The sequence below is a fragment of the Porphyromonas gulae genome (assembly GCF_000765945.1).
In the GTDB taxonomy this organism is placed as follows: Bacteria; Bacteroidota; Bacteroidia; order Bacteroidales; family Porphyromonadaceae; genus Porphyromonas; species Porphyromonas gulae.
The window spans coordinates 1-16,540 of the sequence record NZ_JRAT01000001.1; the positions used below are offsets into that span (position 1 = coordinate 1).

Genomic DNA, 16,540 nt, shown 5'->3' on the forward strand with positions numbered 1-16,540 from the left:
TATTTCACTTATGACATTGAACTTCTCTGCAAAACTATACTTCATAAATAAATTACACCCAAAAAGTTTTATGTCTAACTTTTTGGGTGCACTTCATTGGTTGGGGGGCTTCTTTTGGTTCAAACATTGCCTCCCAATCGCTCTCGGGATGTTCAAACAAGCTATAAAAGTCCACATAATACATCAGTACAATACACATTAAGGTCGCCAGCCCCGAAAACACCAAGACCTTTTGGCCTGTCGCTTCATGACCATCAAAAGCCGGTTTGCAATGAGCGTGACCCAAATCTGAATTTGGATAACATTGGCACTCTCCCCATAGAAGTGCTTCAACGGGAAATTCTGCTTAATTTGCTTCAAAAGGAGTTCAATAGCCCAACGCTTGTGGTAGATATCAATGATGCCTCGTGGATTTAGATCAAAATCGTTAGTCAGTAGACTAATCAACTTCTTCTTGTTCACATCCGGATAGCTAACAATCCTTGCTCAATACTCAATCGGCTCTTCTCCTTCGACCTTTTTAGTCAACACAATGTTTCGTATACGCACCTGCATCAGCCCTTCCGGCGTTTGAATCATCTCCATATTTTTCAAAGGTCTCCCGAAAGACATAAAAATATCCCTCAAAGCCTAAAGCCGGTGGCTTAATCAACCGCAAACCGAAAAGAAAAGAGGCTGCGCCAAAAATGAATTTTGACACAGCCCCTTTTTCTTTTTTTCTCCGAGAGCGTTTTATTTGATTCTCAAAGCTTTACCCGGAGTCAAAACCTTGTTTTGGCTGATGCCGTTAGTCGCACAGAGCTTCTTTACGGAAGTACCATGTCGTTTGGCTATTTTCTCCAATGTGTCGCCCTTTTTGATTCTGTAGGTCATTGGAGAAGATGCTCGTCTGTCTCGCTTGCCTTTCTTGGCGTAGCGCGAAGGTGCCGGAGAGGCTTTGGCGTAACGAGAGTTGGTTCCTCGTTTGAATGTGTAGACGTCTCTGAGGGGTACTCCATTGCCGAAGTCGATAATGGTGCTCGGATTGATGGGGATACCCATAAAACGAGTCTCGAAATGGAGATGAGGTCCTGTGCTACGTCCTGTGCTGCCACCTAATCCGATCGGTTGTCCTGCACGAACGATCTGGTTTTCCTCCACCAATTGGCGGCTCATGTGTCCATACACTGTCTCCAGACCATTCGGATGACGCAGGACTACGTAGTAGCCGTATCCACGACCTTCGTAGCTGCGTACACGAACTTTCCCGTCGAAGGCTGCTCGTATCGTGTCGCCACGATTCACTGAAAGATCAATACCATAATGCATCCGCCCGAAACGCCGGCGGTAGCCAAATTCAGAGGTGACCTGCTTATCTTCGACGGGCATCACGAACGAAGAGCAGTCAATGTCGTAGGAGTCCGGAATTTCGACATCGGTTCGTGCGCCCACAAAGGGGTTCACATACTCGCTCCAAGAATCTTCACCATATAAATCTATGGCGGGGTAATTAAGGGCTTCCATCGCCAGCCGACTTTCGTATTCGGCATTCCTTACCTCTTTTTCAGAAGAAATCTTGTTGCGGAACTCGAGTCGATCGGCAACCATGTTGCCCAAGTAGCGTACAGAGTCCGAAGGCTTTGTACGTTCGGTCTTTGCTTTGCTTTTCACTTGGTTATTGCGCACATTTCGGACCGGGGTCACAGCCTGGGTTGCAGAAATGAAGCACAGCGAACAGCAAAGCAGAAGGATCGATTTTTTCGACATATTTCTGTTCCTGTTTTAAAATAAGATTAGGCAGTCGGCTCTACGCTGAAAGGTCATGGGAAAGAGCGCTCCCGAGTCTGCCGCTGAAAAAAATTTGCCTCAAAGGTGTAATAAAAAATCCGAATAACCATGCTTTTCGTTAGGCTTTTTCTCTTTTTGCACACATTTCGCATCCGTGTGCAGGGTTTTGGCTCGCTTTAGGACATGATCGTTTGTGTGCTTGATCATGGCCATCTCCCGTTAGTCAAAAAGGTGCTTCAAAGTCTGTAGAAAAAGAGGATGCAAATCCGATCCTTAGTGGGCATTGGATCTTCTGACATCCTCTTTTTATCTATATGATCCCCTCCGGCAGGAAAAGGCTGTAGCTTCAGCTGCGAGGCGCGCAGTCCCTTTGGGGAAGATTATTTTATTCTCCGATAAATAGTTTGGCCGTGCGATCTGGTCCGTTGCTGATCAGGTAAAAACCGAGACGCATACCGCAGGAGATGGTCATCGACCCCGATGTGGCCATCGTTTCAAATGCCAGACGTCCATTCATGCCATATACACGGATTGCTTGTCCTACGATCAGATTCTCCAAATGGAGCATGCCGTCAGAGTAGCGCGCTGCAAGGCGGGAGGGAGCAGCCTCTACTGAGTTCAAGGACGTTGCCGTTCCTTCATACTCCACCCATGCCGATCCGTTCCAAGCCATTACATCCTATTTTTTAGCTTTTGCACGAGCTACATGATCCGGGGTCATGATATTGCCTTCGGATGCAGATAGTACTGCTGCAAAGAGTGCGCCGGGAGATTGTAGTGTCATTTGAGGCAGAGATTCTTCACGATCTCTTCCGTTTCGGCCTCTTTGATATTGTTCTTGGCTACGGAGATGAAATAGAGTTCGGGCTTATTGCTTATATCGAGTTTGGATATCTTGTTGTCCTGACAGGAAATCACGATCAGCTTGTCCATGCCGGTCACGTTCAGTTCGGTCAGCTTATTCGAACTGCATTCGATGTAGTTGAGTTCATGGTTTTTGGTTATATCGATCGACGTGAGTTTATTCTTGCTAACTTATATTAACTATTTTCTTAAATTAATAATGCGCTTATATGATGTCGAACAAACTTGCTAAAATTGAGGATAAAAGCAAGTGTAATTAGTGCTTGCAATCCCCGAAATGACCAGCTTGGGGGCTGTGGAGCGGCCCGTATTGTCCGATAGGGTAGCTTGGGCATGGGGTGGGGTGGGGGGCGTTCGTGGCTGATAGCTTTGGCAATTACGAACCTAAAATGCTCCGATTCCGGCGCGTGTTTTCTGAAAAAGTGGCGCGAGAAAAATTTCGTTTTGGCGCGAGATTTTTTTCATTCCCGCGCCAAAAGAAAAAAGTTTACGCGCCACGTTTTTCGGATCGGGAAACCCAAAAGAAATCAGCCGTAAATCACGGTAACGCAAAAACCTTGTAGGGCCTTTCCTCCCAACGAACTGCCCGCTTCTGCTCATGATGAGAGCCGAGGGGAAGAGCTCCCCGATAAACAAGGAAAGAGGTGCAACCTGATCTTACAGCCATTCGGATACCTTCGGGGAAATGCGTCGAAGGCTGATCGGACTGTGCCGGCTCCTCAAATCGGTTGGGACAGTATTGAAGAAAAAGGATTATTTTCGCGAGGTAAAACGTAGGAATACAATAAGATTCACACATCAAGATAGCATGGCACAACAGGAAGATCTCTTCAAAAAAATAGTCTCACACTGCAAAGAATACGGCTTCGTCTTTCCCTCTTCCGAGATATACGACGGTCTGGCTGCTGTGTACGACTATGCACAATACGGTTCTGAACTGAAGAACAACATCAAACGCTACTGGTGGGAAAGCATGACCCTGCTGCATGACAATGTGGTAGGTATCGACTCCGCCATCTTCATGCATCCTTCGATCTGGAAGGCTTCCGGACACGTGGATGCGTTCAATGATCCACTCATAGATAATAAGGACTCCAAGAAGCGTTATCGTGCGGATGTCCTCGTGGAAGATCATTTGGCCAAAATAGACGAAAAAATAGCGAAGGAGGTAGCCAAGGCAGCCAAACGCTTCGGCGATGCATTCGACGAGGCTCAATTCCGTGCCACCAACGCCCGTGTGATCGAATATCAGCAGAAGCGAGATCAGATACACGAACGCTTTGCTGCTGCACTGAACGACAACAATCTGGAGGAAATCCGTCAGATTATCCTCGACTGCGAGATCGTCTGTCCGATCAGCGGCACGCGCAACTGGACAGAGGTACGCCAGTTCAACCTGATGTTTGCCACGGAGATGGGTTCCACGGCCGATGGTGCCATGAAGGTATATCTCCGTCCCGAAACGGCTCAGGGTATATTCGTCAATTTTCTGAACGTACAGAAGACGGGACGAATGAAGATCCCTTTCGGAATTTGTCAGATAGGCAAGGCCTTCCGCAATGAGATCGTAGCCCGTCAGTTTATCTTCCGCATGCGCGAGTTCGAACAAATGGAGATGCAGTTCTTCGTCCGACCGGGTGAAGAGCTGCAGTGGTTCGAGAAGTGGAAAAAACTCCGTATGCAGTGGCACCGTGCCCTCGGCTTCGGAGACGACAAATACCGTTTCCACGATCATGACAAGCTGGCACACTATGCCAATGCTGCCACCGATATTGAGTTCGAGATGCCGTTCGGCTTCAAAGAAGTGGAAGGGATCCATAGTCGGACAGACTTCGACCTCTCTCGCCATGAAGAGTTCAGCGGCAAGAAACTGCAGTATTTCGATCCCGAACTGAACAAGAGCTACGTGCCGTATGTGGTGGAAACCTCCATCGGACTGGATCGAATGTTCCTGACGATTCTCTTCGGATCGTATTGCGAAGAGGAGACTTCCAACGGCGAGATGCGCGTAGTGCTGAAGTTGCCCGCAGCGTTGGCCCCCGTGAAGCTGGCCGTACTGCCTCTGGTTCGCAAGGATGGTCTTGATACGAAGGCTCGGGAGATTGTCCACGACCTCCGTTTCGACTTCGCCTGCCAATACGATGAGAAGGACTCTATCGGCAAACGCTACCGCCGTCAGGATGCCATCGGTACTCCTTTCTGTATCACGGTGGATCACCAATCGCTCGAAGACAATACCGTGACTATCCGCTATCGCGACACGATGGAGCAGGAGCGCGTGGAGATCAGCCGTTTGAATGCTATTATCTCGGAATATGTAAGCCTCAAGAGCTTGCTCAAAAAGATAGACCTATGAAAACGAAAAAGAATATCATCATGGTGGCCCTTGGGCTGATGCTGGTAAACGTCCTCCTTGTTTTCTCCTCGTGCGAGAAAAGGCCGAATGAGGAAAAACAGCGTCGCCACGACAACGAAGTGGCCTTCAACGCCTATGCAGACAGCACCAACTTCAAGAAAGCATCTGTCGATGGTTCGACCGCATACGTTTACATGCGCTGGATAACAAACGGTACGGGCACAGAGCATCCGATCGCTACCTCCCGTGTGGAGGTCCACTATCAAACGTACCGTTTGGTAGGGAATATCATGGTGGACGGAAACTATAACTCCGAAAAGCCGGCGCGTATCACACTTTACAGAAATGAGAAGGATAAGGCGATTACCGGCTTCCGCATTGCTTTGCAGAATATGGTCATCGGAGACGAGTGCGAGTTCATTGTCCCCTGGTATCTGGCCTATGGAGAAACGGGAGTGCCTGCATCGGGCGCAAATCTCATAGCCATCCCTTCCTATTCCGCACTTCGCTTTATCGTGAAGCTTAGTGGCATTATTCCTGAAGAAGAAGACAAAAAATGAAAGCCGAGCCGATTGAAATTTTAGTTTCGAATGACGATGGTTTTCGAGCACAAGGCGTCCGCGAGCTGGCAGAGGCCCTGCGCTCATTGGGGAATGTCACGATCGTAGCTCCCGACGGGCCACGATCCGGAGCTTCGGCTGCCATTACCTCCACTCTGCCCATCAAGCTCAAGCTTCGGCACAGAGAGGAAGGCTATACCGTGTATAGTTGTACGGGAACGCCGGCGGACTGCGTGAAGCTGGCGATGAATACGGTATTCAAGGAGCGCAAGCCCGATCTGCTGGTTACGGGGGTCAATCACGGCAACAATGCCGGCATCTGCGTAATCTATTCCGGCACGGTGGGTGCTGCAATGGAAGGATGTGTATGCGATGTACCGGCTCTGGCCGTTTCGCTCGACGACCATAGCGAGATCTGCGATATGAGTCATGCCACGGCCTATGCCGTGCTTGTCAGTCGTATGATCCTGAAGAATGGCTTGCCTCAGGACACGATGCTAAGCATGAATGTTCCGAAGGGAAAACCTTTGGGGCTAAAGCCTTGCGCCGTCACGGACGGTCGCTTTGTCGACGAATACATGGCGTCCGAAGATGCACGCGGCAATGCCGTCTATTGGATGACGGGACGTCAGATCAACAAAGGAACCATAGAGGGCGATTTGGAGCTGATGCGTGCGGGCTACGTTACGCTATCTCCCATCAAGTTGAACATGACTTCCAGACGTTATCTGCCTGTTTTGGAAGAGCTTCTCAAGGAGCTTGACTGATCTCTTCTCCCCCTTTCCCTGATTTTCCCTATTGCCTATGCGCTATTTCATCGTAGCCGGCGAAGCCTCGGGCGACCTGCATGGATCCAATCTGGTTCGTGCCTTGAAAGAGCACGATCCGGAGGCTGTATTTGCTTTCATGGGAGGGGATTTTCTGTCCGAGGCGACCGGGGAGCAGCCAATCTTTCATTACAGGGAAGTAGCCTTCATGGGCTTCATTCCGGTACTCACCCACCTCGGCGTCATTCGGCGCGCAGGAGAGCATGTGCAGGAGCAGATGCGAGCTTTTAACCCCGACGTTGTCATCGCAGTAGACTACCCGGGCTTCAATATGCGCTACGTGCTTCCGTTTGTACGCGAAGAGCTTGGCAAGCCGATCGTCTATTACATCTCGCCCAAGGTCTGGGCATGGAAATCCTGGCGGATCAAGACGTTGAAGAAATACGTCGATCTCATGCTCTGCATCTTGCCTTTCGAGAAAGATTTTTTTGCCCAACACGATTTTCCTGTCGTCTATGTAGGCAATCCGTGCTACGATGCCGTGAAGCAGCACATGCGGCCAACGATCGAAGAGCAGGAGCATTCAGTCAAGGATTCTCGTCAAGTAGCTCTTCTCTGTGGGAGTCGCTTGCTCGAAGTCAAGGAGAATTTGCCCGTGATGCTACGGGTGATGAAGCAATTCCCCGACTACCGACCTGTCATAGCCGGTGCCCCCGGGCTGACGATGCAGGACTACGTCCCGTTCTTGCCCGACGACTCTGTTCCCGTTGTATTCGGACATACGTATGAAATACTGCGAGAGAGCAAAGCAGCCCTCGTAACCTCCGGAACGGCTACGCTCGAAACCGCCCTGATCGGTACGCCGCAGGTCGTATGCTATTATATCCGAGGAGGCCGACTGACCAATCTGATTTTCAAGTATTGCTTTAGTACACCTTTCATCTCGCTGACCAACCTCATTGCCGGCAGGGCTGTAGTGCCCGAGCTTTTCGGAGCCTTGTTCACGGAGAAAAGGTTGGCCGCAAGCCTCTCTCCGCTCCTTGATACTTCCTCCGCAGAGCGACAAGCGCAGTTGTCCGGATACGACTGCATCCGCAAAAGCATCGGCACGGACAATGCGTCGGACAAGGCTGCCCGTTGCATAATAGCTCGCTTTGCCAAAGATAACGCCCGACCATCCTCCTTATGAGCATTCATATCTGTCAGCCTGTCTCTCCCAAAGAAAAGCCAAATGGCTTCCTGAACAACAGCCGACCGACCACTGCTCTGTCCGGATTGCCCGAACTCCATACGATAGGACAAGGAGCTGATTTGGAAATCTGGACCAAAGACAGCCATGCTTTGCTCTTCCTGCTCAAAGGAGAGCCGGCCGTATTCGTTGGGCGAGAATCCGGCAATTCGCAATTATCGGGAGATAATGTCGTTCTCTTAGCTGCCAATCTGCGTATAAGACTTAGAGCCGAAAAAGGACCGGTTACGCTCATCTGCTTTTATTTCCACCCCACACTCCATTTATGCCTCGGCATTTGTCCCTCCTCGGGCAATAAGAAAGAATGCCGGAGACGAACTGAGATCGTTCACATCTCCTCCTTGCAACGAGAGACAATGCTGAACTCGTGGCTCCACTCTGTGATGGGATATTTATCAGAAATGCCCACTTCGTCCGAGATATTCGAGCTGAAACTGCGCGAACTCTTCTGCATCTTGCGCTCACGCTACGAGAAGGCGCTCTTAGACAACTTTCTCTCCTCATTCCACTGTCAGAACAAGGGGTTTCGCGCTTTCGTATTCCGACACCATTTGGAGTGCCGATCGGTAGAAGAGCTTGCAGCCAAAATGAATCTGTCGCTCAGTTCTTTCAAGCGTCACTTCAATCAGGAATTCGGCTGTCCGCCACTCAAATGGATGCACGAAGAGCGAGCCAAGCATATCTACTCGGACTTGGCCGATCCGTCTCTGTCTCTCAAGGAAATAGCGGACAAGAACCTCTTCTCCTCCGTGAGTTACCTCTGTGCTTTCTGCCGCAAGATGCTCGGCAATACACCCCTGCAACTCCGCAAAGCAATCGGACGATAGTCCAAATAAGCTCCCCTCCTTCTCCTCTATTTAAGATTAAGAGCAAGCAGAATCATCTGCTTTTTCTTCCCTCCTTGTCTCCGTGGTTCTTTCTATTCCGGTGCGGGAATTGACCGGAATGCGGTTCGTGTTTTCTGAAAAAGTGGCGCGAGAATTTTTCCGTTCCGGCGCGAGAATTTTTTCATTCCCGAACCAAAACGAAAAAATTCTCAGACCGCGTTTTTCGGCGTGATAAACCGCGATTTTTTAGCATGTGCAAGGAGCGTCAATGAAATTTCCCTTTCGGTACCTTACACATCGAATTTCAAAAGATATGGATCTCCCGTGCAGGATGTTTTCGGGATTCCTCGGTCTATGATATTTTTGTTCCTGGTCGGACACATCTGTACCGAGATGCGAAGATAGGTATCCGAAGATGCCATTTTTCCACAGTCTGTACTCAATTTTAGGGGGGGACTACGTATTTCCCTTATTTCGATTCATTGTAAATAAAAGCCCTGTTGAAAAATTTTTCGCTCTTGGCTCGCAACCTCTTTGTACACAAACAAATCGGGCATGCAGCTTGGTTGTTGATAACTCCATTATTCATCAGTCGAAAAAACCGCAATATCCTGAAAAACAGAAGTATACAGGTATTTCGTTCGTTGTTTATATCTCGGGGTTATAACCGCCTGAAAACAATATAGATACAGTTCTTCTGAATTATACTACACTTTTTGCCGATTGTTTTTTTGCTCTTTTGTTTGAACCTTTGCTATCCCTAAAGGAGCAATGAATAACCGCTCCCAAAATGATAATTTTTAGATGAACTACCACTCGACCGACGTAAACGAAATATGGGACGCGTGTCTTCGCATCCTTCAGGATATTGTAGATGAGCGAGCATACCGCACATGGTTCTTGCCTATCGTGCCGGTATCTATTGAGGGCGATACGCTTACCTTACAAGTGCCGAGTCAGTTCTTCTGTGAGTTTTTGGAAGGCAATTTCGTAGAGCAGCTGCGTACGGTGCTGGGGCGTGTCATAGGTCCCAACGCATCATTACAGTACAATGCCCTTGTGGACAACAGTTCGCCCAAATATCCCGGCACGGTGACATTGGCCGGTTGTGCCGGCGGTGGGCAGGCAGCCGAACAGTTCGATGCCAATTTGCTACACAGGCACATGCCCAGTACGGCTACGCATAGCGAGGCACAGGATTTCGACACGCAGCTCAACAGCAGGCTCAATTTCCGCAACTTCTACCAGAGCGAATGCAACTATGTAGCTCGCTCAGTGGCTGAAGCCATCGCCGCCAGCCCGGGCAATACGCCGATGAATCCGTTCTTTATATATGGAGCTTCCGGTGTGGGCAAGACGCATCTGTGCCATGCCTTGGGCCTTCGTGTCAGAGAGATGCACCCCCGGTTGAAAGTACTATACGTATCGAGCCATTTGTTCGAGATGCAGTTCACTACGGCAGCCCGTATGGGGACGATCAATGACTTCATCGCCTTCTATCAGCAGGTGGATGTACTGATCATCGATGACATCCAATGGTTGATCGGCAAGAAGAAAACACAACTGGCTTTCTTCCAAGTGTTCAATCACCTCTATATGCTCGGCAAACAGATAGTCCTGACGTCGGACAAACCTCCTGTAGACCTTAACGGGATGGAGGAGCGGTTGGTTACTCGTATGGCCGGTGCTACTTGTGTCAAGATAGAACGTCCGGATTTGAAGTTGCGTCGCGAGATACTCCAGCAGCGTACGCTCCAGAGCGGAGTCCGGCTGGACGAATCGGTGCTGAACTTTATCGCCGAGAATGTCTGCGACAACGTTCGTGAACTGGAAGGCACCCTCGTATCCTTGATTACAAATTCGGTGGTTGTGGGTAAGGAAATCGACCTGACCTTTGCCAAACGGATTGTCCGCCAAGCTGTCAGACTGGAGAAAAAGGAAGTCACCATCGAGTGCATCCAGCAGGCTGTCAGCCGTGTATTTCAGGTGCAGATAGAGCAGATGAAAAGCAAGAGCCGGAAGCAGGATATTGTACAGGCACGTCAGGTGGTCATGTTCCTCTCCAAGAAGCATACGGCTCAGTCCTTGTCGGCTATCGGCGAACTGATGGGTGGGCGTAACCATGCCACCGTACTCCACGGCTGTCGCTGCGTGACGAACGAGATGGAGATGAATGCCTCGTTTCGTTCGTCGGTAGAACGTGCCGAACAGTTGATCGCCAATTGATACGCAGGTCTTTATGATTCATCCCACAGCGATAGTAGAAGACGGTTGTGTGCTTGGCCAAGGTACACGCGTATGGCACTTCTCTCACTTGATGGGCGGAGCCGAGGTCGGAGAGAATTGCAACATCGGGCAGAATGTCGTTATAATGCCGGGAGTACGATTGGGACGCGGATGTAAGGTGCAGAACAACGTTTCCCTCTATAGTGGTGTCGTATGCGAAGATTACGTATTCCTCGGACCGAGTTGTGTATTTACCAACGTGATCAATCCTCGCGCCTTTATTGAAAGAAAATCCGAATACCGCCCCACTCATTTGCGCGAAGGCGTCTCCATCGGAGCCAACGCCACTATCCTTTGTGGTATTACGATAGGAGCTTATGCCATGGTAGGAGCAGGAGCGGTGGTGATTAGAGATGTACCGCCTTACGCCTTGGTTGTGGGCAATCCTGCCCGCCGAATCGGTTGGGTAAGCCGTGCCGGTCACCGTTTGTTGTTCGATGACAGGGGGATGGCAGTCTGTCCTGAGACGGGCGAACGATACAGAGAGGTCGAAGAAACGGGTACGATAGAACCGATCTCGGACTGACCTACACCAAATGGCGGCATATCGGCAACCGCTTCATCAGCCGTACAACTCCCCAAGAGACGAAGAAAACCAATCCTACACGAACCGGTATGTTGAGCCATGCGCTTTGCATCAGGCCGGGGGTGGCGAGTACAAGTATCTTTGTCACCACGTTCAGCACAGCGATGTGCACCAGATAAATCCCTAAAATATCCCCTTGGATCTTCCCGATCCGTGCCAATTTTCCTCCACATTCTCCCCAAGAAACGAAGAACGCGAAGAGACTGACAGCAGAAAGAACAATCAGTGGTGAGAGATTACGGTAGAAGTATAGCCCTTCGCCGTGCTCGAAAGCGTGCCGACTGGCGAAGAAGAGACAAATTGTAGAGAGTCCGTACAGGGAAAGAGCCGGTAAAGAACGCTTTGGAGCATGGCTCCTCAGCGTATAACCTACGAGGAAATATCCCAGATAATCCGGCCAGAGAAAGGGGAAAAAGCGGTTGTAGCCGAGTACGTAATCGTAGGTGTTGGACAATATCCCCAGCAGCAGCAATATGGTGGATAGTGTCCAAAGTCGTTTCCGAGCTGCCTTCTCTCCACCGGCTTCGCACCTGCGGATTATTTCGTTGAGCAGAGGAACGACCGCATACAGTCCCAGCAGCATCACCACATACCACAGATGAACGAACGAGCGTCCCTGCCAAAAACCAGCAAGATAGGAACCTATATCATCTCCTTTGAGCCACATCCATAGCCAATAGGACGGGAGCCAAAAGGCAAGCAGTACCAGCAGTCGCGGTATTCGCTTCCGATAGAAATCTCCCCACGTCTCATTGCGTCCCAAGACGAAAGCCCCACTGATAATAACGAATAGAGGAACGGCCGGCTGAACGACCGCTTCCCAGCATAGACCGGCTATAAAGTTTGTACCCTCAGCCACTCCTTCGAGAACGTATTCTCCCGAAGTATGGATGCCGATTACCATCAATCCGGCCAGAACTCGCAGGACATCGACGGCGGTATGTCTCCCCTTGGTAGTCATAACTATCTGATAATTGCAGACAAATATACGGGGACTTCTCTTTATCTTTGTCAATAAACCCCTAAACGAAGGATATAACATGAATAAGAAAAGACTCATCGTCTTGAGTGGCGCAGGCATGAGTGCCGAAAGCGGCATATCGACTTTTCGTGATGCCAACGGATTGTGGGAGAATTATCCCGTCGAAGATGTGGCCTCTATCGATGGGTTTAGGCGCAATCCTGCCCTCGTCCTCAAGTTCTACAATGCACGCCGACGCGACTATGCCGGTTGCAAACCGAATGCAGGCCATATCGGCCTGGCAGAAATGGAGAAGGAGTATGATGTGAGGATCGTCACACAGAATGTGGATGATCTGCACGAGAGAGCAGGCAGCACGCACGTCATTCATCTGCATGGAGAGCTGATGAAGAACAGATCTGTGGCCACAGACAGTGTACTCTATCCCGTAGACCCGACCAATCCCGATCTGCATGTGGGAGATCTGGCACCCGACGGCTGTCAGCTACGGCCGTTTATTGTATGGTTCGGAGAAGCCGTTCCGATGATAGAGCCGGCCATCGAAGAGGTAACGCAGGCTGACATTCTCGTTGTCATCGGAACCTCTCTCAACGTTTATCCGGCTGCCGGACTATTGAATTATGCTCCTCGCAACTGCCCCATCTACCTGATCGATCCCAAACCCGTACGCAGCACCTCCCGGCAAGACATCCGGTATATCCAGGCTCCTGCCACGGAAGGCGTAAGGATGCTGCGGCAGGAACTTCGCGATACGGATCGCTAAAAAACGCTAACCCCAAGAATCTGCCATCGTGGTGGTTCCTGGGGTTAATTGTATCTGTTCGTTTTTCGGAAGACTAACGAGCCTGTTTGTTTTCGGGGGCAAACCGAATATTCAGAATGACGATCTCGCTCTCCGTGAAAACACGAATAGCCGGTCCGGCCGCTCCTGCTCCTGAACTGACATAGAACTGCGTATGCCCTTTGCGAAGATAGCCCCATGATTTTTCAAAAGCCAGTCGGGTCAGAATCGTAAACGGCCAGATCTGTCCGTTGTGCGTGTGCCCGTACAGAGCCAGATCCACACCAGTCATCGCCACGCTGTCCAGCTTGTGCGGCTGATGATCGAGCAGGATAGAGGCCTTAGTGGTATCGACATATGGCATAAGTTCATGTAACGGAGCACGGAAGACATTCGTGCTATCGTCCCGTCCTATCAGATAGAAAGCATTGCCCGGGGTGACAACCTGATCGATCACCAGATGGCCGATCGAACGGAACCACTCCCGCTTCTCTACTTCGTCCGCCCTGTATTCATGATTGCCCAGCACATAATATGCTCCCATAGGCGTCTCGTCCTGAAGGCGGCGCATATACTCCGTGATGCTGTCCCGACGAGCATATCTGCCATGATAGTCGATCATATCCCCACCGATCAGGACTATATCCGGACGTTCGGCCAAAGTCCTCTCCACCATCTCGCGGATATGGCCGGCCGTCACCGTCTCGCTAATATGAATATCCGTGAGCAGGGCTGCTCTCATGGACTGCCTTCCATCTATGGCCGGCCTGTCCAAACGAATGTCCATATGCTTTACAACCGGATAGCGTACGATATTCAGACCATGTATCACGATCAGAGCCGAATACAAACCTATGAGAACGAACAGCCCCAATCGGATGCGAGCCTGCACTCTTTCGGACAGCCTGTCGAATCTGTGCAGGAAATGCCTGTCCACGACATGGGCAATCTCTACGATCACCATGGCAAACATGGCATAAATGGACATGACAAACCAGAACCCCGTGACAGACATAATACAGCTCATCACGGCATCGGGCAAAACCCTGTTGCCGGCAAACCCTATTAGATACAGGGCGAATACTACACCCATCAGAAGGTGAAAACCTTTGCGCCAAAGGCTCTTTTGCGGCAGCGCCTGTCCTCCTCGGTATGCGATGTAGAGGGTGAGAAGATATTGCAGGAGGAAGGCTTCGAGAAATACTTTCATCGTTCCGGTAAGATTATCTGAGTCATGAAAAGGATTCGGTTCTGTAAGATGATTACTCGGCGAAAGTAGTTTTTTTCGATTGATTGAAATGCTTCATCTGTATGGTAATCAGCACAAAAGCCAAAACGACCGAGGCCAGATCACTGATCGGCAGACTCCACCACACGCCGTCCAACCCCATGAATCGGGGGATAATCAGCAAACAGGGAATCAGGAAGATGATTTGGCGCGTCAGGCTCAGGAAAATAGCCTTATGGCTGAAGCCGATGCTTTGGAAGAATTGGGTCGTGGTGACTTGAAAGCCGACCAAAGAAAGCCCGATCAAGGCCGTGCGAAGAGCCGGAGCAGATAGCGCTATCATCTGTTCGCTATCGGTGAACAGCCCCACGATCGTCCTCGGCATAAGCATAGCCAGAGCAAAACCGAGAAAGCTGACCAGTAGATTGACGCCACAACTGTAGCGATAGGCCGACTTCACTCGTCCCAGATTCTTAGCCCCGTAGTTGAAGCCCACGATCGGCTGCATCCCCTGAGCCACACCGATGATAATCATGAAAAAGAGCATGGCATAGCCATTGATAATCCCGAATGCTCCGATGGCCAAATCGGTAGTCTCCGGCGTGTCACCATAGGATACGAAGGAGCGATTCATGATGATATTCACAAGGCTCCCTGTAAGATGCATGGCGAAGGGTGCTACCCCTATAGCCGTGATGCCACCGATCACGGGCATCGAAAGGCGGAAAGCCGAACGGTGGAAACGTACGATGCTGTCCTTACGGAAAAAGTGCGAAAGGACGTAGACCGAACACACTATCATGGAGATGACTGTCGCTATGGCGGCTCCGCTTATCCCCATCCCCAACGGATAGATGAAGATGTAGTCCAGCACCACGTTCGTCATAGCCCCGATAATCATCGTGATCATGGCTTTGCGCGGATAGCCTGAAGCTCTCATGATAGCATTGTAGCCGAAGCTCAGAGCCGAGAAGATATTCGCAGGAACCACGTATTGGAGGTATTCCATGGCGTAGGGCAACGTACGTTCGCTGGCTCCGAACAGCCGAAGCAGCGGTTCCATGAAGATATAGCAGGGGATAATGGTCAGGGCTTGTGTGAAGAAGGTCAGGAAGATGGCATTGGCCAGTGTGTGTTCGGCCCCTTTTATGTCTTTTCTCCCCAGCAGGATGGAGACTCGCACGGACGCACCGGCTCCCACCAGCATACCGAAGGCCATCAGGAAGATCAGGATCGGGAAGGTGATAGCCAAGCCCGACAAGGCATATTCGCTCACCCCGTTCCCGATGAAGATACGGTCTACGATGTTGTATAGCGAATTGACTGTTGTGCCCACCACTGCCGGCAGAGCATAGTGAAACAGCAGTTTGGGTATCTTTTCCGATTCTAATGCTTGGATCTGTTGGGATGACATAATTCTTCTTTACGCGCTGAAATCTCTACCGAACGGGCTGTGCGAAAACAAACGGCATATACCGCAGAGCTTCCTCTGCCATACAAAACAGACCGAAAACCCTCTCGGACTTTCGGTCTTGTTCGTTTGCTCTTCCTCTTGGACTTGAACCAAGGACCCTCTGATTAACAGTCAGATGCTCTAACCAACTGAGCTAAGGAAGAATAGAAAAACGTCTTGTGACTGCGCTTTCTCTTGGGCTCGAACCAAGGACCCTCTGATTAACAGTCAGATGCTCTAACCGACTGAGCTAAGAAAGCCTTTCGTTTTTCGTGATGCAAAGGTAGTGGATTATCCCAAACTTGCAAGAAGTTCCGCAAAAAAATTACAATCCGACATTACAACCATCTCGCTACCCCATCCGTTGGGGCATCTCATCCGTATTCATGACAGAGAAAGAGCTGTCGCCTCCAAACGGTTTAGGCTCGTGAATTTTCTCATTCCATGCTCCGAAAAACGTGGCGCGAGATTTTTTTCGCTGTGGCTCGAGAATTTTTTACTTCCCGCGCCACAGCGAAAAATTTTACGCGCGTGTTTTTCAGGATTTACGAACCGCAATCTCGGCATTTTCGGTTCGACAATCAAATTTCCAGCAAACTGCAGACTTCGGCTCACTCCCTATGCAATAGCAGATCTGTGACTGTGGATTCATCCGGAGGTAAAAAGCTTTTTTCTTATTATTTTTCAAGAACGGAAAGTCTGTGCCGAGCGATCGGTATAAGTTCTTCCCGGCCTGTTGGAGACTGAGGCCTGTCAGCCAATCGGGCTTTCGCATCGGTCATTATGACAGACGAGGAGGCATTGAACACCCGCCAAACGGCCATTGTTATGCCT

Annotated in this window: 20 protein-coding genes, 2 tRNA genes and 2 pseudogenes; 11 read left to right on the forward strand and 13 right to left on the reverse strand. The window is 50.1% G+C overall.

Annotated elements, in window-relative coordinates; genetic code table 11:
- Positions 1–198: 198 nt before the first annotated feature.
- From HQ49_RS10290 to HQ49_RS12420, 6 genes and pseudogenes are all read right to left on the reverse strand, one after another.
- Positions 199–462: a transposase gene (locus HQ49_RS10290; RefSeq protein WP_018965963.1), complete on the reverse strand. Its 264-nt coding sequence runs from the start codon at positions 460–462 to the stop codon at positions 199–201.
- Positions 463–520: 58 nt separating this feature from the next.
- Positions 521–700 carry a hypothetical protein gene (locus HQ49_RS11610; protein WP_152567032.1) on the reverse strand — a complete coding sequence of 60 codons (180 nt, stop codon included), beginning with the start codon at positions 698–700 and terminating at the stop codon, positions 521–523.
- 32 nt (positions 701–732) lie between these two features.
- Complete coding sequence (locus tag HQ49_RS00010) at positions 733–1,746, reverse strand: peptidoglycan DD-metalloendopeptidase family protein (protein ID WP_018965961.1); 1,014 nt, start codon at positions 1,744–1,746, stop codon at positions 733–735.
- Positions 1,747–2,152: 406 nt separating this feature from the next.
- Positions 2,153–2,440 carry a hypothetical protein gene (locus HQ49_RS00015; RefSeq protein ID WP_018965959.1) on the reverse strand — a complete coding sequence of 96 codons (288 nt, stop codon included), beginning with the start codon at positions 2,438–2,440 and terminating at the stop codon, positions 2,153–2,155.
- A gap of 107 nt (positions 2,441–2,547) precedes the next feature.
- A complete protein-coding gene (locus HQ49_RS11615; RefSeq protein WP_018965958.1) occupies positions 2,548–2,700 on the reverse strand; it encodes a hypothetical protein in 153 nt (50 codons plus the stop codon).
- Between the two features lie 119 nt (positions 2,701–2,819).
- Positions 2,820–3,056 (reverse strand): annotated as a pseudogene (locus tag HQ49_RS12420) (hypothetical protein); the annotation flags it as partial.
- On the opposite strand from HQ49_RS12420, the gene HQ49_RS12425 reads away from it, so the two are divergent.
- The 6 genes from HQ49_RS12425 to HQ49_RS00045 all read left to right on the forward strand — a co-directional run bounded on the left by HQ49_RS12425 (position 2,965) and on the right by HQ49_RS00045 (position 8,390).
- The gene (locus HQ49_RS12425) at positions 2,965–3,168 is read left to right on the forward strand and encodes a DUF1661 domain-containing protein (protein WP_152566937.1); all 204 of its coding nucleotides are present in this window, start codon (positions 2,965–2,967) and stop codon (positions 3,166–3,168) included. The pseudogene HQ49_RS12420 and the gene HQ49_RS12425 sit on opposite strands and share 92 nt — an antisense overlap.
- Positions 3,169–3,439: 271 nt before the next feature.
- Positions 3,440–4,987 carry a glycine--tRNA ligase gene (locus tag HQ49_RS00025; protein ID WP_026292358.1) on the forward strand — a complete coding sequence of 516 codons (1,548 nt, stop codon included), beginning with the start codon at positions 3,440–3,442 and terminating at the stop codon, positions 4,985–4,987.
- The gene (locus tag HQ49_RS00030; protein ID WP_018965955.1) at positions 4,984–5,547 is read left to right on the forward strand and encodes an FKBP-type peptidyl-prolyl cis-trans isomerase; all 564 of its coding nucleotides are present in this window, start codon (positions 4,984–4,986) and stop codon (positions 5,545–5,547) included. Before HQ49_RS00025 ends, HQ49_RS00030 begins: the two co-directional genes overlap by 4 nt.
- On the forward strand, positions 5,544–6,314 hold the full coding sequence (surE, locus tag HQ49_RS00035) for a 5'/3'-nucleotidase SurE (protein WP_018965954.1): 771 nt from the start codon (positions 5,544–5,546) through the stop codon (positions 6,312–6,314). Before HQ49_RS00030 ends, surE begins: the two co-directional genes overlap by 4 nt.
- A gap of 37 nt (positions 6,315–6,351) precedes the next feature.
- Complete coding sequence (lpxB, locus tag HQ49_RS00040) at positions 6,352–7,503, forward strand: lipid-A-disaccharide synthase (protein WP_039417735.1); 1,152 nt, start codon at positions 6,352–6,354, stop codon at positions 7,501–7,503.
- Positions 7,500–8,390: a helix-turn-helix domain-containing protein gene (locus HQ49_RS00045; protein ID WP_039417736.1), complete on the forward strand. Its 891-nt coding sequence runs from the start codon at positions 7,500–7,502 to the stop codon at positions 8,388–8,390. The genes lpxB and HQ49_RS00045 overlap by 4 nt, the downstream gene beginning before the upstream one ends.
- Before the next feature lie 52 nt (positions 8,391–8,442).
- Here HQ49_RS00045 and HQ49_RS12450 read toward each other — a convergent pair.
- Positions 8,443–8,538 (reverse strand): annotated as a pseudogene (locus tag HQ49_RS12450) (hypothetical protein); the annotation flags it as partial.
- Here HQ49_RS12450 and HQ49_RS11040 point away from each other — a divergent pair.
- The 3 genes from HQ49_RS11040 (at position 8,525) to HQ49_RS00055 (ending at position 11,202) form a co-directional block, all read left to right on the forward strand.
- Entirely contained in the window at positions 8,525–8,662 is a 138-nt protein-coding gene (locus HQ49_RS11040; RefSeq protein WP_152567892.1) for a DUF1661 domain-containing protein, read from the forward strand. The pseudogene HQ49_RS12450 and the gene HQ49_RS11040 overlap by 14 nt on opposite strands.
- 532 nt (positions 8,663–9,194) lie before the next feature.
- Complete coding sequence (gene dnaA / locus HQ49_RS00050) at positions 9,195–10,616, forward strand: chromosomal replication initiator protein DnaA (protein ID WP_018965283.1); 1,422 nt, start codon at positions 9,195–9,197, stop codon at positions 10,614–10,616.
- Between the two features lie 13 nt (positions 10,617–10,629).
- The gene (locus tag HQ49_RS00055; RefSeq protein ID WP_039417738.1) at positions 10,630–11,202 is read left to right on the forward strand and encodes an acyltransferase; all 573 of its coding nucleotides are present in this window, start codon (positions 10,630–10,632) and stop codon (positions 11,200–11,202) included.
- A gap of 1 nt (position 11,203) precedes the next feature.
- Here the strand turns inward: HQ49_RS00055 and HQ49_RS00060 are convergent, their stop codons facing one another.
- Positions 11,204–12,223, reverse strand: coding sequence for an acyltransferase (locus HQ49_RS00060; protein WP_018965281.1), 1,020 nt, complete (start codon positions 12,221–12,223; stop codon positions 11,204–11,206).
- A gap of 79 nt (positions 12,224–12,302) precedes the next feature.
- Here HQ49_RS00060 and HQ49_RS00065 point away from each other — a divergent pair, with 79 nt between their 5' ends.
- Positions 12,303–13,007 carry an NAD-dependent deacylase gene (locus HQ49_RS00065; protein WP_039417739.1) on the forward strand — a complete coding sequence of 235 codons (705 nt, stop codon included), beginning with the start codon at positions 12,303–12,305 and terminating at the stop codon, positions 13,005–13,007.
- Between the two features lie 73 nt (positions 13,008–13,080).
- On the opposite strand, the gene HQ49_RS00070 is transcribed toward HQ49_RS00065, so the two are convergent.
- The 5 genes from HQ49_RS00070 to HQ49_RS12455 form a co-directional block, all read right to left on the reverse strand.
- Positions 13,081–14,235 (reverse strand): metallophosphoesterase, encoded by a 1,155-nt coding sequence (locus HQ49_RS00070; RefSeq protein ID WP_039417741.1) that lies wholly within the window; start codon positions 14,233–14,235, stop codon positions 13,081–13,083.
- Between the two features lie 52 nt (positions 14,236–14,287).
- Complete coding sequence (locus tag HQ49_RS00075) at positions 14,288–15,667, reverse strand: MATE family efflux transporter (RefSeq protein ID WP_039417743.1); 1,380 nt, start codon at positions 15,665–15,667, stop codon at positions 14,288–14,290.
- A gap of 129 nt (positions 15,668–15,796) precedes the next feature.
- Positions 15,797–15,870 (reverse strand) — tRNA-Asn (locus HQ49_RS00080).
- Positions 15,871–15,892: 22 nt separating this feature from the next.
- Positions 15,893–15,966, reverse strand: a tRNA-Asn gene (locus tag HQ49_RS00085).
- Positions 15,967–16,143: 177 nt separating this feature from the next.
- A complete protein-coding gene (locus HQ49_RS12455; RefSeq protein WP_235285215.1) occupies positions 16,144–16,218 on the reverse strand; it encodes a DUF1661 domain-containing protein in 75 nt (24 codons plus the stop codon).
- On the opposite strand from HQ49_RS12455, the gene HQ49_RS11045 reads away from it, so the two are divergent.
- Positions 16,187–16,453: a DUF1661 domain-containing protein gene (locus HQ49_RS11045; RefSeq protein WP_235290011.1), complete on the forward strand. Its 267-nt coding sequence runs from the start codon at positions 16,187–16,189 to the stop codon at positions 16,451–16,453. The genes HQ49_RS12455 and HQ49_RS11045 overlap by 32 nt on opposite strands.
- Positions 16,454–16,540: the final 87 nt, after the last annotated feature.